The organism is Phytomonospora sp. NPDC050363, from assembly GCF_040655735.1.
Lineage (GTDB): Bacteria > Actinomycetota > Actinomycetes > Mycobacteriales > Micromonosporaceae > Phytomonospora.
In genome coordinates this window covers 76,504-96,577 of sequence record NZ_JBFAKK010000008.1, presented here as the reverse complement: position 1 = coordinate 96,577, position 20,074 = coordinate 76,504, and the positions used below count along the sequence as shown (strand labels likewise).

Sequence of the window (20,074 nt, the reverse complement as noted above, 5' to 3'; positions counted from 1 at the left end):
CGCGTCAGAGGATCGCGCCCGGCACGTACGCCGCGGCCGCCGGGTGCTCCTCGACGACCTTCGCCACGCGCGCGGCGACCGCCGCCACCTGCGCGCCTGCCGCGCCGGTGAACTCCAGCGGCGAGGCGATCAGCGCGTCGAGGTCGGCGCGCGACAGGCCGAGGCGGCCGTCGGCGGCGATCCGGTCGAGCATGTCGTTGTCCGCGCTGCCCTGCTCGCGCATGGCCAGGGCCGCCGCGACCGCGCTGTCCTTGATGATCTCGTGCGCCTGCTCGCGGCCCACACCCCGGCGGACCGCCGCCAGGAGGATCTTCGTGGTCGCCAGGAAGGGGAAGTACCGCTCGATCTCACGCTCGACCACCGCGGGAAACGCCCCGAACTCGGCGAGCACGGTCAGGAAGGTCCCGAACAGCCCGTCGGCGGCGAAGAACGCGTCGGGCAACGCGACCCGGCGGACCACCGAGCACGACACGTCGCCCTCGTTCCACTGGTCGCCGGCCAGCTCGCCGACCATCGACGCGTACCCGCGCACGATCACCGCCAGCCCGTTGACCCGCTCCGTCGAGCGCGTGTTCATCTTGTGCGGCATCGCCGAGGAGCCGACCTGGCCGGCCTTGAAGCCCTCCGTGGCCAGCTCCGCGCCGGCCATCAGCCGGATCGACAGCGACAGCGACGAAGGCGCCGCCACCGACTGCACCAGGCTCGACACGACGTCGAAGTCGAGCGAGCGCGGGTACACCTGTCCGACGCTGTCGAAGACACGCGTGAAACCCAGGTGCGAGGCGACCCGCTCTTCGAGCCGCGCCAGCCTCGCCGCGTCGCCGTCGAGGAGGTCGAGCTGGTCGGCGCTCGTCCCGACCGGGCCCTTGATGCCCCGCAGCGGGTAGCGCCCGAGCAGGTCGCTGACGCGCTCGTAGGCGATCAGCAGTTCCTCGGCCGCCGACGCGAAGCGTTTCCCGAGCGTCGTCGCCTGCGCCGGGACGTTGTGGGAGCGCCCGACCATGGCCAGGTCGGTGTACTCGACGGCCCGCGACGCCAGCCGCGCCAACGTCGCCACGATCCGGTCGCGGACCAGCCGCAGCGAGTCGCGGACCTGGAGCTGCTCGACGTTCTCGGTCAGGTCCCGGCTCGTCATGCCCTTGTGGATGTGCTCGTGCCCGGCGAGCGCGCTGAACTCCTCGATGCGCGCCTTCACGTCATGCCTGGTCACGCGCTCGCGCTCGGCGATCGAGTCGAGGTCGACGTCGTCGAGGACGGACTCGTAGGCCTCGACCACGCCCTCGGGCACGTCGACGCCCAGGTCGGCCTGCGCCTTGAGCACGGCGAGCCACAGTCGGCGTTCGGCACGGATCTTCGCGGCCGGGTCCCACAGGGAGATCATCTCGGGGGACGCGTAGCGGGCGGCGAGCACGTTCGGGATCACCCGGTCATCCTCGCATCCCCCGTGGGGAGTGCTGGTGGGGCCGGTCGCGGACGTGACACGTAACCTCATGGCGTGCGTACTCTCCTGATCGGCACCGGGGGCCGGGAGCACGCCCTCGCGCTCGCCCTCGCCGCCGACCCGTCCGTGACCGAACTGATCTGCGCGCCGGGAAACCCCGGGATCGCCGCGGTCGCCCGGTGCGTGCCGGTCGACATCTCCGACAACGACGCCATCGCCGCGCTCGCCGTCGAGGTGGGCGCCGACCTGGTCGTCGTCGGCCCTGAGGCGCCGCTCGTGGCGGGTGCCGCCGACGCCGTGCGCGCCAAGGGCATCGCGGTGTTCGGTCCGTCGAAGGAGGCGGCCGCGCTGGAGGGCTCGAAGGAGTTCGCCAAGCGGGTCATGTCGAACGCCGGTGTGCCGACCGCGCGCGCCCACGGCTGCTCGACTCCCGAGGAGGCCGCGGCCGCGCTCGACGAGTTCGGCCCGCCCTACGTCGTCAAGGACGACGGCCTCGCCGCCGGCAAGGGCGTCGTGGTCACCTCTTCGCGCGAGGAGGCGCTGGCGCACGCCGCCGCCTGCGAGCGGGTCGTGATCGAGGAGTACCTCGACGGGCCGGAGGTCTCCCTGTTCGTCATCACCGACGGCACGACGGCCGTTCCGCTGCTGCCCGCGCAGGACTTCAAGCGCATCCGCGACAACGACGAGGGCCCCAACACCGGGGGCATGGGCGCCTACACGCCCCTCCCGTGGGCCGATGAGGACCTGGTCGACACGATCATGCGGACCGTCGCCGAGCCGACGCTCGCCGAGATGGCCTGCCGGGACAACCCGTTCGTGGGGGTCTTGTACTGCGGCCTGGCGCTGACCGCCGAGGGCCCGCGGGTCATCGAGTTCAACTGCCGCTTCGGGGACCCCGAGATCCAGGTGGTGCTCTCCTTGCTGGAGTCGCCGCTGGGGGCGCTGCTGTGGGCGGCCGCGCGCGGGGAACTGGCGACGGTGCCGGCGCTGAAGTGGCGCGAGGGAAACGCGGTGACCGTGGTCGTCGCGTCGGAGAACTACCCCGACAAGCCCGTGACGGGCAAGGTCATCACCGGTGCCGACGGTGTCCCCGGGGTCCTGCACGCCGGGACCGCGCGCGACGAGGCGGGCGCGCTGGTGTCGGCGGGTGGGCGCGTGCTGTGCTGCACCGCGACCGGCGCGGACCTGACCTCGGCGCGCGAGGCGGCCTACGCCCTGGTCGGCGGGATCGGGCTGGCGGGCTCGCAGCACCGGACCGACATCGCGCTCAAGGCGTCGAAGGGCTGACGCGGTCCCTTCGGCGAAGGGAGACCGCCGCCGCGATCGCCGCGGCGGTGACGAACACGGCAGCGACGGCCGGGTCGTAGAGGTCGCCAGAGTTCTGGAAACCGAACCCGGCGACCTCGCCGTGGTGGGGACGACGGGCTCAGTGCACGCCCGCTAAAAGCACGCCGCGTCCAAGCTTCACGCGATTCCCGCAGTGCAGTGGTGCCCTCTTTCCGCACCCGTGAAAATGCCGTCAACAGTTTGAGAACCCTGGCCAACTCCGACCACACGCCGGTTGACACTCCCGACCCTCGGCGACCATATTCTTATAAGGAACAACGTAAAGCGATCTCTCGGTCACGATGAGCAGAACTCCTTCGCAACCCCGCGATTTCCTCCACGGTTCCCCATGCCCGAGAACCGGGCGACTGACCTGACTCCAGCCCAACCCGAAAGGGTCCACAGATGCCGTTATCAGCACCTGAACTAGCTATTCTCGGCGACACTCCCATCACCATCCGTTCCACCGCCTTCCCCAACGTCTGCCTGCGGCTCGACGGCCGCGGCGTCACCTCCACCACCACCGAGGGCGCCGGCACCGTCAACTGCCAGTTCGCCCCCGGCGCCACCGGCCCCTATGAGAAGTTCAAGCTCCGCAAGCAGGCCGACGGCAGCTTTTCCTTCGAGTCGATCGCATTCCCCAACGTCTACCTGCGCCTCGACGGAACCGGAGTGACCACCCAGACCACGAACGGTGGAGGAAAGGTCAACTGCCAGTTCAACGCCAATGGCGGTGCCCGGGAGAAGTTCAAGCTCAACGCCCAACCGGACGGTTCCTTCTCTATCGAGTCGGTCGCCTCTCCCAACGTGTTCCTCCGGATGATCGCCACCGGCCTCACCGCCCCGGCCGGCGCCGGCGGCGGACTGGTCAACGCCCAGTTCAACGCCAACGGCGGCAGCCACGAGAAGTTCGTCATCGCCATGGCCGACCAGCGTCTCGCCTTCGCCGAACAGCACCAGCAGCAGACCCAATGGTGCTGGGCGGCCACCACCGTCAGCATCAACGCCTACTACGACCCGGCCACCGCCTGGACCCAGTGCAAGCTCGTCAACGAAGAGTACGAGCTCGACAACTGCTGCGGCGCGGCCGGCTCGGGCACGGCGTGCAACCGACCCTGGTACCCCGACCTGGCCCTGCGCCGCACGGGAAACCTCAACCAGTACCTCAACCGCGCGCTGTCGCTGGTCGAGGTCGGTGCCGAGATGAACAAGTCGGCGCCCTTCGGTGTCGGCACCTACTGGGCCGGAGGCGGCGGCCACGCCGTGGTCGTGCGCGGCCGATTCGTGTCGAACGGTGTCGAGTACGTCAGCGTCGCCGACCCGTGGGACGGCGACTCCGACGTCACCTACGACAACTTCCTCAACCGGTACAAGGACAGCGGCACCTGGCGCACCACCTATACGACGACCAAGGGCTGAGGAGTCGAACCATGGCATTGAACCTGCCCACCCCACCCCGAGGCGCCCCCGACGCCATCCGCGCCAAGCTCACCGAGTTCGCCGAGGGCGCGCGGTTCACCACCCGCGCCCTGAGTCAGGCGAGCCAGGAACGGCTCGACGTGTCCACCCCGCACCGGATCTACACGCTCGGCCTCGACGACATCGCCGCCGGCCACGGACTCGACCAGGCCCGCCCGGGCGGCTGGCGTTTCCTCGTCGAAGACGACGGCGCCCTCATCGCCAGCGCCGAGACGAGCGAGGCCGACGACGGCACGCACGAGCTGACCCAGTTCACCGAAGGCCCCTTCGTGGCCGCCACCGACAACGCGGTCAAGGCGATCCGCGGCCTGCCGCAGCTCGCCGTCGGCGGCTTCGAACTGCGCCTGCTGCGCATCCCCGCCCTGTACGTGATGGCGCTGTGGCTGCACTCGCCGGTCACCGACCTGCTGGTGCCGCTGGCGCCCTCACCGATCGGCAAGGAGGGCAGACTCGTTCCCGCGGTGGAGTTCTTCCGCGCCCTGACGACGCAGAACCGCCCCTCGGCCCGCCCGTCACCGTCGTCGGAGCCGCACGGACCGGCCGTCCCCTAGCCGAAACCCCGACGCCTCCCGCCCCGGACCGCGTGTCCCGGGCGGGATTCCCGTCAGTCCTTGCGGGCGGTGACCGCGATGGTCACGCCGAGACCGATCATCGCCAGCCCGCCGGTCCCGCCGACCATCGCCATCCGCCGCTCCGAGCGCCCGAACCACTGCCGGGCCGCCGCGGCGGCCAGCCCCCACGCACCGTCCATGACGCACGCGAGCACACAGAACAGCGCGCCGAGCACGACCATCTGCGCCGGAACCCCGCCCGCCTCGCGCTGTACGAACTGCGGGAGCACGGCGGCGAAGAACACCGCGGCCTTCGGGTTGGTCACGCCGACGACGAACCCGTCGCGCATCGTCCACCACACCGAACCGCGCTCGACACCGGTGGCCTCATAGACCGCGTGCAGGTCACGCCGCTGCCGCCACGCCGTCACCCCGAGGTAGACCAGGTAGGCGGCCCCGGCGAACTTGAGCACCGAGAACACCACCGCCGACTTCGCCACGATCGCGCCGATCCCGAAGGCGACCGCCGTGACCTGCACGAACGCGCCGACGGTGTTTCCCGCGACGGTCAGCAGCGCGGTCCGGCGGCCGTGCGCGAGCGCGCGCCCGATCACGAACAGCACGCTGGGGCCGGGCACGGCGATGAGCACGAAGGCCATCGCCGCGAAACCCGCGAGCTGACTGAGCTGAGGCATCGGGGTCGTCCTCTCCGTTTCGCGGAGTTCATTGTGACTCCGGCCTCGCCGTACCCGGTCGGCTCGTCCCACCAGTCAGGATGGTCGGGTGCCCAAGATCGACGATCGTGCCCTCAACCGCGCCCGGCTCTCCCGTTCGCTGCTGCTCGGGCGCTCGAATCTTCCCGTGACCGAGGCACTCGAACGCCTCGCCGGCCTGCGCGGGGACTCCTGCCGCGACATCCACATCGGTCTGTGGGCGCGACTGTCGGCCTACCGGCCGGAGACGACCACGCGCCTGCGCCTGGACGGCGAGATCGTCCTGACGGACCTGGCCGGCTCGCGCCCGCACCTGGTGACCGCCGCCGACTGCCTGTGGGCGCTGCCCACTCTCGCCCCGGCGAGGCAGCGGTTGATGCGGCGCGCGCTCGGCCCTTCCGTCGAGGGCATCGACCTGCGGGAGCTGACCGCCACCGGTCGCGCGATCGTCGACCGCGACGGCCCCCTGTCGGCCGCCGACCTCGGCCGCTCGCTCGCCGCGCACGGCCGCGAGGTCGGCTGGGGCGAGCGGCGCCCGGAGTCGCTGGCCGTGGCGGTCGGCCACCTGACGGGGCTGGTCGCGGTGCCGCCGCGCGAGGCGTGGCCGGCCGGCGGCGCCGAGCCGGTGTACATGACCGTGGAGACCTGGCTGGGGCGGCGCGTTGCCGAGCCCGACCCGGAGCGGCTCATCCGGCGCAGGCTCGCCGCCGCCGGTCCGGCCTCGGTCCGGGAGCTGGAGGCGTGGTCGGGGCTGTCCCGCCTGGCCGAGGTCGTCGCGCTGATGGACCTGCCCACTCATACCGGCGCGGCCGGGGAAACCCTGCTCGACCTGCCCGGCGCCGAGATCCCCGACCCCGCGACGCCCGCGCCCGTGCGCTTCCTTCCGGGGGACAGCGAGGGCACCGTCCTCGTCGACGGTTTCCCCTCCGCCACCTGGGAACTCTCCCGCACCGAGGCCCGCGCGACCCTGCGGCTGCGCCCCGCTCGCGCGTTCACCCCGGCCGAGGGGTCCCAGGTCGGCGACGAGGCCACCGCCCTGCTCAACTTCCTCGCGCCGGGCGCCGAGCACGCCGTCGAGGGCCTGTAGTGCACTGACCGGAACCGATCACCGGCGCACTGGCCCGAGGGCTCGCCCACGTCCCTCGCGATACGGTGATGCGATGTCTCGATCAGCCGAAACGGGTTCGAGCTCGTCTCCTGTCACCGCCGACGACGTCGACCTCGCCGTGCGGCTCGCCGTGAGCGTCCTTCGCGACGCACCCGCCGACCGGTGGGACGCCAAGGCCGGTTCGCTGGAGTGGAACTGCTGGGAGACCGCCGAACACCTCGCCAACGACCTCTTCTACTACGCGGTGCAACTGGGGCCGCAAAGCCCTCCGCTGGACACCCATGTGCCCTTCGCGTTGAGCCGGCGCTGGCCGAACGGACCTGCGGTCTTCTTCCTCGCCGAGCGTGACGCGGGACCGGCGGGCCTGGCGCAGGTGCTGGAGGCGTGCGGCGCGCTGCTGGTCGCCATGGTGCGGACCACGCCGCCCCACGTCCGCGCCCACCACGCCGCCGGGGTGTCGGACCCCGAGGGCTTCGCGGCGCTGGCGTTGCAGGAGACGCTGGTGCACACGCACGATCTGGCGGTCGGCTTCGGGCTCGCCTGGGCCCCGCCCTCCGCTCTCTGCTCGCGGGTGCTCGCCCGCCTGTTTCCCGAGGCTCCGGCCGGCGAGGATCCCTGGCTCACCCTGCTGTGGTCCACCGGGCGCACCGAACTGCCGGGACGTCCCCGTCTGACGACGTGGCGCTCGGACAGCACACCGCGGTCGTAGGAGCGGATCTCGCCGGCGAGCATGAAGAAGCGGCCCCGGGAAACCCGGGGCCGCTGCTTTCGAACTACGCGAGCTACTTCGCCGCGTTCACGTCCAGCTTGAAGCCGGCCGTGACCTCGGGGTGCAGCTTGACGTTGACCTGGTACTGGCCGAGCGCCTTGATCGGGCTGGTCAGTTCGAGGCGGCGACGGTCCAGCGCGGGACCGCCGGCGGCCTTGACCGCGTCGACGATCTCGGCCGGGGTGACCGAACCGAACAGGCGACCGCCGGAGCCGGCGCGCGCGGTCAGGCGAACCTGAACGGCGGCGAGCTGGGCGCGCACCTCGTTGGCGTGGTCGAGGCTGCGGATCTCACGCGCCGACTGGGCGCGCTTGATCGTGGCGACCTGCTTCTCGGCGCCCTTGGTCCACGCGATCGCGAAGCCCTGCGGCAGCAGGTAGTTGCGGCCGTAGCCGGGCTTCACGTCGACGATGTCGCCGGCGGAGCCGAGGTTGGAAATCTCCTGGGTGAGGATGATCTTCACGTTCGCCTCCTTAGCGGGTCGTCGCGGTGTACGGCAGGAGGGCCATCTCGCGAGCGTTCTTGATCGCGCGCGCGATCTGACGCTGCTGCTGGGCGCTCACACCGGTGACGCGGCGGGCACGGATCTTGCCGCGGTCGGAGATGAACTTGCGCAGCAGGGCCGTGTCCTTGTAGTCGACGTAGGTGATGCCCTCTTTGTCGAGAGGGTTCGCCTTCTTCTTAGGCTTGCGGATCGGCGGAGCCTTCGCCATGGTGTTGGTGCCTTTCTTGCGTGCTTGAGGAGCGCGGGTTTAGAAGGGGGGCTCGTCGTTGAACGAGCCGGCCGACGCACCAGCCGGGGAAGCGGTAGCCCAGGGATCGTCCATCGGGGCGCCACCGCCGCCGCCGGAGGAACGGCCACCGCCGCCACCACCGCCGCCGCCTTCGCGTCCCATGCGCTGAACCTTCGCCGAGGCGAACTTCAGCGACGGACCGATCTCTTCGACTTCCAGCTCCATGACGGTGCGCTTCTCACCCTCGCGGGTTTCGTACGAGCGCTGCTTCAACCGGCCCTGAACGATGACGCGCGAACCCCTGGTGAGGGACTCCGCGACGTTCTCCGCGGCCTGACGCCAGACGTTGCAGGCCAGGAACAGCGGCTCACCGTCGGTCCACGCGTTCTTCTCCTTGTCGAAGAAGCGCGGCGTGGAGGCCACCCGGAATTTCGCCACGGCGGCACCGGACGGGGTGAATCGAAGCTCGGGATCGTCGGTCAGGTTCCCGACGACCGTGATGACGGTTTCTCCTGCCATGACCACTCCTTGATGGGTCGCTTAACGTGGCGTGAGATTAGGTCTATCAGTGGGGTGTGTCAGTGCATCTCGGGACGAAGAACCTTCGTCCTCATGATCGACTCGTTGAGCCGCATCTGACGGTTGAGCTCAGCGACAGCCTCCGGCGTGGAGTGCAGGTCGATGACGGCGTAGATGCCTTCGCTCTTCTTGTTGATCTCGAATGCGAGACGACGACGCCCCCACACATCGAGCTTCTCGATGGTCCCGCCCGAAGTGCGGATCACGTTAAGGTACGTGTCCAGCGACGGGGTGACCTTCTGCTCCTCAAGATCGGGATCCAGGATCACCATGACCTCGTAATGACGCAAGACTTCTCCACCTCCTATGGTCTCGTCGGCCACGGACTGTCCGTGGCAGGAGGGCCTTTGCGTGTCGCGCGCGAGAGACGCCCGCAGCGCAACTCAACAAAGGTACACGAGCCGCCGACAGCGAGTTACGGCAGGTCAGCCGCTCGCCGCCAGGGTCCGCTCCAGCTCGCCACCGACCGCCTCGGTGAGTCCGGCGACGTCGGTGCGGTAGATCGCGTAGAGCATCTGCGCGGTGCCCTCCCCGCTGATCCACGTCTCGGCGTCGCCGGTGAGCCGGACCCGCGCCTTGCAGGACAGTTTCACGGTCTTGCCGGCGGCGACCTCGGCGCGGTCGGTGCAGCTCTCCTCGTCGCCGTCGGTGACCCAGGCCCGCGCGGACAGCTCGACCATGAAGGAGAAGTCGTCGTCCTTCTCCTCCTCGGCGCGGGGGAGGCCGACCTTCATCGACAGCGTGCACACGCCTCCGTTGGCGCAGTCGATGTCGACCTGCTCGTCTTCGAGGGAGCTGAAGATGTTGTCGTACCAGCGCACCTTCCCCAGGGTGGCGACCTCGCCGAGCACCTCCTCGCGCAGGCTCTCGACGGCCGCGCGGTCGGGGAAGGTCACGTTCCCGGTGAAGTCGACGCCGGTCTCCTTGAGTCCGGTGACGGCGACGCCCTCGATGCCGACGATCGCGCCGTCGGGGGCGATGTGCACGGTGCCCTCGCCCACCTCGACGGGGTGCGCGAGCCCGCCGGCGTAGGCGACGGCCTCGGGCAACGGCCGGAAGAAGACGCCCGCCTCGTCCATCGCCTCGCGCAGGCCATCGGCGTAGACCGGCGGCGTCATGAACTCGCCGGGGTCGATCCAGCCCTGGTCGTACACGCGGGCCCAGTCGTCGCCGATGCCCTTGACGGACTCCTCGTAGTTGCTGTCGGCGAGCCAGAAGTCCTCCGACGCGCGGACGAAGACGAGCCCTTCGGCGGAGAGCATCCCGGTCTCGTACTCCCCGGTCGCGGCCGTGCCGTAGGCGAACCCGCCCGCGGTGACCTGCCACGAGACCTGGACCTCGTCGACGTTGGAGGTGAGGCTGTTCTGCGTCCCCTCCAAGGCGATGATCGGCCGGGCGGCGAGAGCGTCGAGGCCGGCTTCGACCAGGGCGAGCGACTCGGCGGGCATCGTGTCGGGGGTGACGAGCACGCCGTCGGGTGCGCAGCCGGTGAGGGCGAGCGCCGCGGTCGCGGTGAGGGCGAGTGTCCGTGTGCGCATGGGGGTCTTCTCCCTGAGGGTGGTGCCCGGTCGGTGGGCGCCACGCCGTCGTCGTGTTCGACGAGTGGGCGGCGGTGGGGCGACAATGCCAAGGGTGGGGGTCCTCGTGGCCTGTCGTTTGCGCCGACCTGGACTAGAAGCCATTTCTAGAGATATTCTCTAGCCCTGTCAAGGAGAGGTGATGCCGGTGCCCGCCAAACGCGGTCAGGAGACCGTCGACAGGCTGCTCGACGCCGCCCTCGACGTGTACAGCCAGCGCGGGCGTGACGGGTTCAGCCTCACCGCGGTCCTCGAACTCAGCGGTGTGAGCGTCGGCAGCCTCTACCACCACTTCAGCAACTTCGACGGCCTGTCCGCGACGCTCTACAACCGCTGCACCGCCGACCTGCTCACCGAGCTGCTCGCCTGCCTCGACCCCCACGACAACGCCGCCGACGGTGTTCGCGCCATGGCCGCGGGCTACCTGGAGTGGAGCGCGAAGAACCCGGCGAAGGCGCGCATCGTGCACTTCCTGCCCTACGCCGGCTACCTGCCCGACAACGCCAAGCCGGTCGATCCCGAACCCGCCGACCTCTACCGCGAGATCGTCATGTGGTTCAACCCCTACCTCGTCTCCGGGCACATCCAGCCGCTCGCGCCGGTGATGATCGAGCTGCTCGTCTGCGGCCCGGTCGCCGCGACGACCAAGCGCTGGCTCGCCGGGGACCCGGGCATCGACATGAACGACGCCGCCCGCCTCATCCCCGAACGCGTCTGGCAGTCCGTGCGCGGCCCCCGAGGCTGACCGCGCGACCACGACGTGACGCTGTGTTTCACGTGAAACATCACCTCGGTCCGCCCACGACGGCGTCGCCGAGCTCGGTCCGGAGGTAGCGGACTTCGTGCCGGTGGCGCTCGCCGGCGATCAACCCGGTGTCGCGCAGGATCTTCAGGTGCTCCGACACCGTTCCGGCGGCGTAGGCGTAGCGGTGGGCGAGGCCGGTCGTGGTCGCCGGCTCGGTGAGCCCGAGCAGCAGCGTCGCGCGCGTGTGGCCGAGGAGCCGCCCGAGCGCGCGATCGGTCTCCCGGGTCGCCGTCTCCCACAGCGTGCCCAGTCCGCGCGCGGGGTAGACGACCGTCGGCTGCCACGGCTCGTCGACGATGACGATGACCTGGTCCCACCGAAACGCGCTCGGCATCAGCACCACGCCCTCGCCGACGAGATCGCGGTGCTCGGCGTCGCCGCGCGAGCGGGTCAGGACGTGGTCGTGCCAGCGCAGCGCCGGGTGGAGTTCGGCGAAGAGGCTGTCGAGGCCGCCCTCGGCCAGGCGTCGCGACTGGAAGCCGAGGTCGGCGTCGAGGAGCGCGCGCACCTTCGTCCAGTGCGGCTCGACGAGGGTTTCCCACGCCCGCGCGATCAGGTCGCACAGGAACGCCAGGACCCCGGCGGGCTCGCCGAGCAGGAGACGGCCGATCTCGCTGTCGGCCGCGCCGGGGCGCTCGGCGAGCGCGCGCTCGACTTCGGCGCGGACGCGCGCGGGCGATGTGAGCCGGACGCGCGCGAGGTCCATCGCGAACGTCGTCGCAGGCCCCAGCGGCGTCGGGGTCCAGAAGTCGGGGGAGTAGCCGCGCCGGGGCTGGAGGATGGTGATCGGACGCAGGTCGAGGTCGCGGGGGAGCGCGTCGAACCAGGCGGCGTGCGGGCCCTTGCCCTCCTCGGGCGAGGTGAGCCGCACTGCCGCGAGGGTCTCCCACACCGGGGACACCGCGAAGCGGGTCCGTCCCAGGTCGGCGGGGGTGAAGCGCAGGGTGACGGGCACACCGGTCCTCTCGAATGATTCGGATCTCCCCGAATCTCTTGATCAACGGTAGCCCGCTTGCGCAGGGTTGCCGAAGCACCGACGAACTGAGGAGAACGACATGACCGCCGTGACCCCCGAGTGGGAAACCCGCAACGACGAACTGTGGGCCGCCATCGACGACCACGACCCCGCCGACTTCCGCCGACTCATCGCCGACCACGCCGCCGTCCTCGGCGATGACCATCCGGTCTCGCTCTTCGAGCGGGCCTGCGCCTGGGACTCCACCGGCCACTCCGACAAGGCCGTCCCCCTCTACGACCGCGCCCTCGCGCTCGGCCTCGAAGGCGTGCGCCGCCGCCGCGTCGTCATCCAGATGGCCAGCTCGATCCGCAACCTCGGCCGCCCCGCCGAGACCCTCGCCCTGCTCACCGAGGAGCGGATGCGCACCAGCGACGAACTCGACGACGCCGTCGTCGTCATGTCCGCGCTCGCCCTCGCCGACCTCGGCCGCGAACGCGAGGGACTGTCCATGGTGGTCACCGCCATGGCCGCGCACCTGCCCCGCTACCAGCGCTCGACCCGTAACTACGCCCGCCTGCTCGTCGAGCCCGAGACGGCCTGAGCGATGATCCAGGCGTCCACCGCCGGGTGGGCGCCGGGAGGGAGCACGCGATGACCGCGGCCGACGAGAACTGGCAGCACCGCGTCGACGAGGTGTTCGCCTCCGACGACGAGGACACCTACATCGAGCGGATCGACGCGCTCGCCGCCGAACTGCCCGCCGGAGACCCGGCAGGGCTCTTCGAGCGGGGCGGCGCCCGCGACGCCACCGGCGACGAGCGGGCCGCGATCGGCTTCTACGAGAAGGCCCTGGCCGCCGGCCTCGACGGCGACCGGAGGCGCCAGTGCGTGATCCAGCTGGCGAGTTCCCACCGCAACGTCGGCGAGCACGAGCGGGCCGTCGCGCTGCTCACCGCCGAGCGCGAGCGCACCTCCGACGACCTCGACGACGCCGTGACGGCGTTCCTCGCGCTGGCGCTGTCGAGCGCGGGCCGCGACCGGGAGGCGCTGGCGTTGACGCTGGGCGCGCTGGGCGGGCACATGACCCGCTACCGGCGTTCGCTGCTGCACTACGTCGCCGAGCTGGGGTAGCGGCCGCGAAAAGAGAGACCGCGGGGCACCGGATCCGCAAGCTGGGTGGGACCTGGGGAGGAACGACCACACCGTGTGCGTAAATCCGATGCCCCGCGGGGCCTTTGCTGAAGGGTTCGATCTAGCTGGGTATTCTGCCGGGCTCCCGGGCTAGCGGGCAACCGACGAACGCTGCTGTGCGACCGTCCGAACGGCCGCCGCTCCCACGCCGACCAGACAGACGGTGGCGATGAGCGCGAGCAGACCGGTCGAGCCGCTGTTGGTCACGTCCCCGCCGACGGGTTCGACGGCGAAGTCGTTGCCGGGACCGCTGCCGGTTCCGGCGCCGGGGGTGTTGCCCCCGACCGGTGCGGCCGGGCCGTTGCCGTCGTCGGGAGCCTTGGCACCGGAGTCGGGCGGGACGGCGCCTTCGGCGACCGGGCGGTCGGTGTCGACCTCGGGCCGGTTGCCGGAATCAGGGGCGTCGGCGGGCTTGCCCTCGTCGTCGCCGCCGTCGCCGGATCCGCCGCCGTTGTCGTCACCGGGAGGCTGCGTCGGGTCGACGTCGTCGGGCGGCGCGGTGCTGCCCTTGACGGTGATGGTCGCCTTCTCCATCTTCTCGAACAGGCCGTGTTCGAGCATGCAGTCGGGGATCATCGCGACCTCGACGGACTTGGCGTCCAGCGTCACGACCTTCGACTCGTCCTTGGGAACATCGACCGTGGTGGAGCCGATGTGCAGGACGGCGTCGCGGCCGAGGTCGTTGGTGAAGGTCACCTTGGTCTCGGCGAGGACCTCCAGTTCGGCCGGGTCCGGCTTCGATGAAGGCGCCACCAGCCCGAGCAGACCGCAGCCGCCGTCGAAGGTGACCGACTTGCCGTCGGTGGTCTCCTCGGCCGAGGCGAACGGAGTGCCCAGCAGCATCGCGCCACCGAGTCCGAGCACCGAGACCGTCATGGCGACCGAGCGCCGGCTGACCGTTCTCGACGACTTCCTGCGGTGACGCACGTGGGCCCCTTTCGCCGTTCTTCGGATGCTTAACGTCATGAGTCGGTCCCCAGGTCGAAAGCTTCTATCGGAGGTAACGATCTGAATGTTCGGCGGTGACGCGCACCGGCGAAGAAAATTCTCGATCCACGCCCGAATGTGCCGTTTCGGGTGGCATCGCACCAAGCTTAGACAGGCACGCTGCCCTTGCGAAAGACCCGAGTCCCTGGTAATCACGCCGTCACGGGGGCGCATCGACCAGATAGGCTCACCCGCATGCGCATCGGGGCACACGTTGACGACGTCGATCCACTCGCCGAGGCGGCCGCGCGCGACGCGGACCTCGTTCAGTTCTTCCTCGCCGATCCGCAGGGCTGGAAGGCCCCGGCGGCTCGCGAGGACGCCGAGGCGATCACCGAAGCCGACGTCGACGTGTTCGTTCACGCCCCCTACGTCATCAACCTCGCCTCGCTCAACAACCGCATCCGCGTGCCCAGCCGCCGCCTGATGCTCCAGCACTCCAAGGCCGCCGCCAAGGTCGGCGCGAAGGGCCTGATCGTCCACGGTGGACACGTGCGCGACGGCGAGGACATCGCCACCGGTTTCGACAACTGGCGCAAGGCCTTCGCCTACGCGGAGAAGGAGGGCGGCCTGCCGACCAGGGTCCTCATCGAGAACACCGCCGGTGGTGAGCACGCCTGCGCTCGCCGCTACGAGATGATCGAGCGGCTGTGGGAGGCCATCGGCGAGTACGACCCCGGCTTCTGCCTCGACACCTGCCACGCGCACGCCGGCGGCCTCGACCTGACCGACGTGGTCGACCGCATCAAGGCGATCACCGGACGCATCGACCTGGTGCACGCCAACGACTCCCTCGACGGCTTCGACTCCGGCCGCGACCGCCACGCCAACATCGGCAAGGGCGAGATCGGCGCCGAGGCGATCGCGCACGTCATCCGCGAGGCGGGATGCCCGGCAGTGGTGGAGACCAAGGGCGGGGCGGCCAAGCAGTCCGAGGACATCACGACCTTGCGAGAGCTTCTGAAATGACGACCGAGACCACCCCCGGCGAGTCGACCGAAGAGCAGGGCTCGACCAAGGAGCGAGGCTCCGTCAAGGAGCAGAGCCCCGCGAAGGAACCCCCGGAGGCCGCGGTTCCCAGCCAGGCAGGCGAACCGGCCGTCGAGGAGCCGGACCCGGCCGAGGCCGCGGGCACGACGACGGTCGCCGAACCGCTCACCACCGAGACCGCTCCCGAGCCCCGGCGCGGTTCGGTCCTCAGCGCCGAGCAGGACCTCCTCGAAGCCTCCGACGCCGACCCCTGGCACAGGTTCGCCACCGGATCCACAGTGGACGACGACGGCCCCGACCCGGCCGAGCTCGACCGCTGGCGGCGCGCCCGCGTCCGCGCGTGGTTCGTCGCCCGCCACGAGTGGAGCATCGCCGCGGTCATCAGCGTCCTGGCCGCCGTCGGGATGACCTGGCCGGCCATGGCCGACCCGACGCACACCATCCCGCACGACGCCGGCGACCCCCTCGTGTCGGCCTATCTCATCGGCTGGGGCGGCCACGCGCTGATCACCGACCCGCTGAACCTGTTCGACCTCAACGTCTTCTTCGGCCAGTCGCTCAGCTACGCCTTCGGCGACACCCTCCTCGGCTTCGCGCCCGCCGGGACCATCGGCCACGGCCAGGAAGCGGCGCTGCTGCGCTACAACGTCCTCTACGTGCTGTCGGTCGCGCTCGTCGTGTTCGGCGCCTACGCCCTCCTGCGGCAGATCGGATCGCGCGTCCCCGGCGCCGTCTTCGGCGCCGCCGCCCTCGCCTTCGCGCCGTGGCGCCTGGCGCAGGCCGGGCACATCCAGATCGTCGCCGTCGGCGGGATCCTGCTGGCCCTGGCGATGCTGGCCAAAGGCCACGGCTGGTCGATGCGGCGCGGATACCGCCACCGCCGCGCACGCTGGGGCTGGGTCGCGGCCGGCTGGGGCGTCGCGGTGTGGCAGCTGACCCTCGGCTTCGGCATGGGCGTCCCCTTCGGGTACCTGCTCGCCGGGATCGTCGTCGTCGCCGCGATCGCCTGGCTGCTCGCCAAGCGCCCGCGGATCCCGAAGTGGGTCCTGCTCGCCGACGGCATCGGCGCGCTGGTCTTCGCCGGCGCCGCCGTGGCGCTGTCCATTCCGTACTACCGGGTCGCCGAGCAGTACCCGTACGCGGTGACCGACCTCGACCTCGCCGACCGCTTCTCGCCGTCGTGGCTGAGCTTCATCACCGCGCCGGCCGAGTCGTGGCTGTGGGGCGGACTGCACGCACCGGCCCGCGACGCGATGTACTGGCCGGCCGAGACGACGCTGCTGGTCGGCTTCGCGCTGCTGGGCCTGGGGCTGGCCGGTTTCCTGTACTCGGCGTGGTCTCGCCGCCAGCGCTGGTTCCTCGCGATCGGCCTGGTCGCCGGGATCGTGCTCACCATGGGCACGAACTTCCTCGACGACGGCGAGTGGGCCTACGCGGCCCTGCACCGCTACCTGCCGGGCTTCGAGGCGCTGCGCGTCAGCGGCCGGCTCGTGCTCTACGTGACGATCGTGCTGGCGATCCTCGCCGCGGGAACGATCACGCGGCTCGGCGACCGCCTGCACGACATGGCCGTCGAGCGCCGCATCGACCCGCGCGAACCGGTCCACCGGCCGCTGCTGGGCCGGGTGGCGCTGTTCCTGCCGGTCGTGCTGGTGCTGCTCGAAGGCGTCTCGGTGATGGCGCATCCGACCGTCCCGCAGGCGCCCGCCGCCTTGGCGACCGTCCAGGGGCCGACCCTGATGCTGCCGTCCTCGCGCGCCGATGACGCCCTGGCGATGCTGTGGTCCTCGCAGGGCTACCCGCAGGTCGTCAACGGGGCGGCGACCTTCGTGCCGAGGACGCAGGACCGCATCCTCGACATCGCGGTCTCCTTCCCGCAGGCCAACGCGGTCGCCGCAATGCGCCGGCTCGGCGTGAAGACGGTCGTGGTGCAGCGCGAGAAGATCGCCGGGACCTCCTGGCAGCACGTCCTCGACTTCCCGCCGACCGACCCGACGGTGCTCGTGGCCGATCTCGGCGAGATCGTCGTGTTCACCTTGTCGTAGCGGGCCGTCAGGCCGTGGCGGGCTTCTCGGCCGTACCGAGCGCCGTCGGCGACAGCAGCGAGTCTCCCTTGTAGACGGAGTCCTCGTCGTCGTCGACGGCGTACCCGGCGACCGCGTCGAGCTCGGGCCGCCACATCTCGCGGATGATCAGCGCGCACAGCACGGCGACGGTGGTGATCCGGCCGAGCGAGGCGACGATGAACACCCACTCGGGGAACGCGAAGCCGCCGCTGGCGTTGATGAGTTCGCCGTAGAAGGCGAGGAAGTAGAACAGCTCGGCGCACTGCCAGGCCAGGAACGCGCCCCACTTGGGGCGGGCCAGGATGACCAGCGGGAGCAGCCACAGGACGTACTGCTGCGACCAGACCTTGCCGGTCAGCAGGAACGCGGCCACGACGAGGAAGAGCAGCTGCGCCAGGCGCGGTTTGCGGGGCGCGAAGGCGACCATGACGGCGATGCCGACGCAGGCGACCACGAACAGCAGCAGGTAGGCGGAGTTGAGGAACGAGCGGCCGTCGAGCAGGTGCACGCCCTCGGAGGGCGTGAGGAAGCGCAGGACGTACCAGAGCGTGCCCCAGTCGATGCCGCGCTCGGAGTTCAGCTCGAAGAAGCGCTTCCAGCTCTCCGGCCACAGCAGCGCGACCGGCGCGTTGACCATGACCCAGGTGAGCAGCGCCGTGCCCAGGGTCAGCATGGTCTCGGCGTAGCGTCTCGACCGCCAGGCGAGCAGCAGCATCGGCCCGGCGAACAGCAGCGGATAGAACTTCGCCGCGACCGCCAGGCCGAGCAGGATCCCGGCCCACACGAAGTACTTGCGCCCGAAGGCGAGCAGGAAGAACGTCGCCAGCGACACCGCCAGCAGGTCCCAGTTGACCGTCGCGGTGTAGATGATCGCCGGTGCCGCCGCGAGCATCATCGCGTCCCACGGCCGGCGTCTGCGCAGGGCCCAGATCGCCGCGACGGCCCCGATCCCGAGCAACGACAGCACGACGGCGTTGATGTCGAAGAAGGTGCGGGCCTGGTCGAGGGCGGGGTTCCCCTGGCCCATCCAGTACACCGGGAGGCCGAGCACGCCCATGAAGACGCCCGTCAGGACGGGGTACTCGACGGGGTGGTCGCGGTAGGGGACGGCGCCGTTGGAGATGTTCTCGGCGTAGTAGAGCGCGACCACGTCGGTGTAGCAGAACTGCTTGTACTGGCTGTTGTCCGCCCAACCACCGTCGCGGCAGGGCGACTTCTGCAGGAAGGAGAACGCGAAGCCGATGATCGCCACGAAGAGCACCACCCGCAGGACCGTCCAGAAGCGACGGCGGGGCGGGCGGATCGCGTGCTCGCCGACCGGGCCGCCGATGGCCTCGGAGAGTTCGCGGACCACCGGGTCGGTGTCGGACGGGGCGGCCTGGACGGGCGTCATGGTGGCTAATGGTAGCGGTGGGCGGACGTCCGGCCGCGACCGTGCGCGACCCGCCGGAGCGTCGCGGCGAGCCCGTCGCGCGGGTTACTTCTTCCTGAGGCCGCGCAGCAGCAGGCCGGTCAGCCAGCCGGCCGCGAAGGTGACCAGCAGCGTGATCCACATGGGCATCGACATGCTCGCCACCCACAGCTGGACGGTCACGGTGCCGGTGTTGGCGAAGACGAACCACAGCGCCAGGCCGACGATGATCAGCCCGACGACGATGCGGGTGATCGAGATGCCGCGTTTGGGCGTGTCCGGTGTCGTCGAGGTCATGGCTCCCCCGTCCGCTCGACGTGGCCGCGACGTGGCGCGGTCTCCCACGCCCATTGTCGCTCCGGCGGGCGTTCCGCGCGGCCCGATCGGCGTGAACGACCGTCGCGTGCAGGAGTGACGGGCCCCACGTGGCATGGTTAGTGAATACTCACTAACCTAATCTCATGCGCACCGAAGAAGAGCTCGCCCCCACCGGAGAAGACGCCGAGCCCATCCGCCCACGAGGGCGCGGCCGCCGCGCCCTCGTCTGGACCGCCGCGACGCTCCTCGTACTCGTCGCCGCCATGGCACCCCTCGCCTACCTGACCTTCCTGCGCCCGCCCGCGCTCGACCCCCAGGACTTCCTCGACGGCGACCGCTCCGGCGACGGCCCCGTCGTCGTCATCGCCGGAGCCAGTTCCGTGCACGGCATCGGATCGGCCGACTTCGTCGGCCTCCTCCGCGACCGCTTCGCCGCCGACGGGCACACCTTCGTCAACGCCGGATCCAACGGCGACACCGCCGCCGACCTCCTCGCCCGCGCCGACGACATCGTCGCCGTCAACCCCGACCGCGCCGCCGTTCTCGTCGGCACCAACAACGTCCTCGCCGCCGCCGACGGTGACGAGGAGACCGCCCTCGCCGACTACCGCCGCGACCTCGAAGCCCTCATCGCGCGCCTGGACACCGAGACCCGCGCCGAGATCGCCCTCTACTCCCTCCAGCCCCTCGGCGAGGACCTCGACGACGACGGCAACCGCCGCCTCGGCCGCTTCAACCAGGTCGTCGCCGAGGTCGCCCTCGCCCACGGCGCCGCCTACCTCCCGCTCAACGAGACCCTGGCCGAGACCGTCCGAGCCGAAGGCGGCTCCCAGCCCAGCGACTTCTCGCTGGGCTCGGCGGCCCTGGCGGGACTGCGGCACTACTACCTCGGGCAGAACTGGGACGAGATCGGGCGCTCCAACGGGTACCGGGTCCTGGTCGACGGCGTGCACCTCAACGACCGCGGCGCCGCCGTCGCCGCCGACCTCGCCGAGAACTGGCTGCGCGCGACCTGACCCCGGATACGACGACGGCCCCGGGACTCGAAAGCCCCGGGGCCGTTCACATCAC

Annotated in this window: 22 protein-coding genes; 11 read left to right on the top strand and 11 right to left on the bottom strand. The window is 70.7% G+C overall.

Going from position 1 to position 20,074, the window contains the following annotated elements; genetic code table 11:
- Positions 1-4: 4 nt before the first annotated feature.
- Entirely contained in the window at positions 5-1,423 is a 1,419-nt protein-coding gene (purB, locus tag AB0I28_RS22320) for an adenylosuccinate lyase (protein ID WP_357496150.1), read from the bottom strand.
- Positions 1,424-1,495: 72 nt separating this feature from the next.
- Between purB and purD the strand changes: the two genes are divergently transcribed.
- The 3 genes from purD (at position 1,496) to AB0I28_RS22305 (ending at position 4,797) form a co-directional block, all read left to right on the top strand.
- Entirely contained in the window at positions 1,496-2,728 is a 1,233-nt protein-coding gene (gene purD / locus AB0I28_RS22315; RefSeq protein WP_357496148.1) for a phosphoribosylamine--glycine ligase, read from the top strand.
- Positions 2,729-3,172: 444 nt separating this feature from the next.
- On the top strand, positions 3,173-4,186 hold the full coding sequence (locus tag AB0I28_RS22310) for a papain-like cysteine protease family protein (RefSeq protein WP_357496147.1): 1,014 nt from the start codon (positions 3,173-3,175) through the stop codon (positions 4,184-4,186).
- A gap of 11 nt (positions 4,187-4,197) precedes the next feature.
- On the top strand, positions 4,198-4,797 hold the full coding sequence (locus AB0I28_RS22305) for a hypothetical protein (RefSeq protein ID WP_357496146.1): 600 nt from the start codon (positions 4,198-4,200) through the stop codon (positions 4,795-4,797).
- A gap of 53 nt (positions 4,798-4,850) precedes the next feature.
- On the opposite strand, the gene AB0I28_RS22300 is transcribed toward AB0I28_RS22305, so the two are convergent.
- Positions 4,851-5,492: a LysE family translocator gene (locus AB0I28_RS22300; RefSeq protein WP_357496145.1), complete on the bottom strand. Its 642-nt coding sequence runs from the start codon at positions 5,490-5,492 to the stop codon at positions 4,851-4,853.
- 88 nt (positions 5,493-5,580) lie between these two features.
- On the opposite strand from AB0I28_RS22300, the gene AB0I28_RS22295 reads away from it, so the two are divergent.
- Together AB0I28_RS22295 and AB0I28_RS22290 are read left to right on the top strand one after the other, a co-directional pair.
- Entirely contained in the window at positions 5,581-6,597 is a 1,017-nt protein-coding gene (locus tag AB0I28_RS22295) for a winged helix DNA-binding domain-containing protein (RefSeq protein WP_357496143.1), read from the top strand.
- Between the two features lie 73 nt (positions 6,598-6,670).
- Positions 6,671-7,327, top strand: a complete 657-nt coding sequence (locus AB0I28_RS22290) for a hypothetical protein (protein ID WP_357496141.1) — start codon at positions 6,671-6,673, stop codon at positions 7,325-7,327.
- A 73-nt stretch (positions 7,328-7,400) separates the two neighbouring features.
- Here the strand turns inward: AB0I28_RS22290 and rplI are convergent, their stop codons facing one another.
- From rplI to AB0I28_RS22265, 5 genes are all read right to left on the bottom strand, one after another.
- Positions 7,401-7,850, bottom strand: coding sequence for a 50S ribosomal protein L9 (rplI, locus tag AB0I28_RS22285; RefSeq protein ID WP_357496139.1), 450 nt, complete (start codon positions 7,848-7,850; stop codon positions 7,401-7,403).
- Positions 7,851-7,860: 10 nt separating this feature from the next.
- Complete coding sequence (gene rpsR / locus AB0I28_RS22280; RefSeq protein ID WP_184792970.1) at positions 7,861-8,100, bottom strand: 30S ribosomal protein S18; 240 nt, start codon at positions 8,098-8,100, stop codon at positions 7,861-7,863.
- Positions 8,101-8,139: 39 nt separating this feature from the next.
- Positions 8,140-8,640, bottom strand: a complete 501-nt coding sequence (locus AB0I28_RS22275; protein ID WP_357496136.1) for a single-stranded DNA-binding protein — start codon at positions 8,638-8,640, stop codon at positions 8,140-8,142.
- A gap of 59 nt (positions 8,641-8,699) precedes the next feature.
- Positions 8,700-8,990, bottom strand: a complete 291-nt coding sequence (gene rpsF / locus AB0I28_RS22270) for a 30S ribosomal protein S6 (protein WP_357496701.1) — start codon at positions 8,988-8,990, stop codon at positions 8,700-8,702.
- 135 nt (positions 8,991-9,125) lie between these two features.
- On the bottom strand, positions 9,126-10,238 hold the full coding sequence (locus AB0I28_RS22265; protein WP_357496134.1) for a hypothetical protein: 1,113 nt from the start codon (positions 10,236-10,238) through the stop codon (positions 9,126-9,128).
- Between the two features lie 181 nt (positions 10,239-10,419).
- On the opposite strand from AB0I28_RS22265, the gene AB0I28_RS22260 reads away from it, so the two are divergent.
- Positions 10,420-11,022: a TetR/AcrR family transcriptional regulator gene (locus AB0I28_RS22260; protein WP_357496132.1), complete on the top strand. Its 603-nt coding sequence runs from the start codon at positions 10,420-10,422 to the stop codon at positions 11,020-11,022.
- Between the two features lie 40 nt (positions 11,023-11,062).
- On the opposite strand, the gene AB0I28_RS22255 is transcribed toward AB0I28_RS22260, so the two are convergent.
- Positions 11,063-12,037, bottom strand: a complete 975-nt coding sequence (locus AB0I28_RS22255; RefSeq protein ID WP_357496131.1) for a DUF5937 family protein — start codon at positions 12,035-12,037, stop codon at positions 11,063-11,065.
- 100 nt (positions 12,038-12,137) lie between these two features.
- Here AB0I28_RS22255 and AB0I28_RS22250 point away from each other — a divergent pair, with 100 nt between their 5' ends.
- A complete protein-coding gene (locus tag AB0I28_RS22250; protein ID WP_357496129.1) occupies positions 12,138-12,641 on the top strand; it encodes a tetratricopeptide repeat protein in 504 nt (167 codons plus the stop codon).
- Between the two features lie 50 nt (positions 12,642-12,691).
- Entirely contained in the window at positions 12,692-13,171 is a 480-nt protein-coding gene (locus AB0I28_RS22245) for a tetratricopeptide repeat protein (protein ID WP_357496127.1), read from the top strand.
- 150 nt (positions 13,172-13,321) lie between these two features.
- Here the strand turns inward: AB0I28_RS22245 and AB0I28_RS22240 are convergent, their stop codons facing one another.
- A complete protein-coding gene (locus AB0I28_RS22240) occupies positions 13,322-14,158 on the bottom strand; it encodes a hypothetical protein (RefSeq protein WP_357496126.1) in 837 nt (278 codons plus the stop codon).
- A gap of 255 nt (positions 14,159-14,413) precedes the next feature.
- Between AB0I28_RS22240 and AB0I28_RS22235 the strand changes: the two genes are divergently transcribed.
- Positions 14,414-15,187, top strand: coding sequence for a deoxyribonuclease IV (locus AB0I28_RS22235; protein WP_357496124.1), 774 nt, complete (start codon positions 14,414-14,416; stop codon positions 15,185-15,187).
- Positions 15,184-17,253 carry a hypothetical protein gene (locus AB0I28_RS22230; RefSeq protein ID WP_357496122.1) on the top strand — a complete coding sequence of 690 codons (2,070 nt, stop codon included), beginning with the start codon at positions 15,184-15,186 and terminating at the stop codon, positions 17,251-17,253. The genes AB0I28_RS22235 and AB0I28_RS22230 overlap by 4 nt, the downstream gene beginning before the upstream one ends.
- Before the next feature lie 7 nt (positions 17,254-17,260).
- Here the strand turns inward: AB0I28_RS22230 and AB0I28_RS22225 are convergent, their stop codons facing one another.
- Both AB0I28_RS22225 and AB0I28_RS22220 read right to left on the bottom strand, forming a co-directional pair.
- On the bottom strand, positions 17,261-18,667 hold the full coding sequence (locus tag AB0I28_RS22225) for a glycosyltransferase 87 family protein (RefSeq protein WP_357496120.1): 1,407 nt from the start codon (positions 18,665-18,667) through the stop codon (positions 17,261-17,263).
- Positions 18,668-18,751: 84 nt separating this feature from the next.
- Positions 18,752-18,982, bottom strand: coding sequence for a LapA family protein (locus tag AB0I28_RS22220; RefSeq protein ID WP_357496118.1), 231 nt, complete (start codon positions 18,980-18,982; stop codon positions 18,752-18,754).
- 164 nt (positions 18,983-19,146) lie between these two features.
- Between AB0I28_RS22220 and AB0I28_RS22215 the strand changes: the two genes are divergently transcribed.
- The gene (locus AB0I28_RS22215; RefSeq protein WP_357496116.1) at positions 19,147-20,019 is read left to right on the top strand and encodes a GDSL-type esterase/lipase family protein; all 873 of its coding nucleotides are present in this window, start codon (positions 19,147-19,149) and stop codon (positions 20,017-20,019) included.
- Positions 20,020-20,074 lie beyond the last annotated feature (55 nt).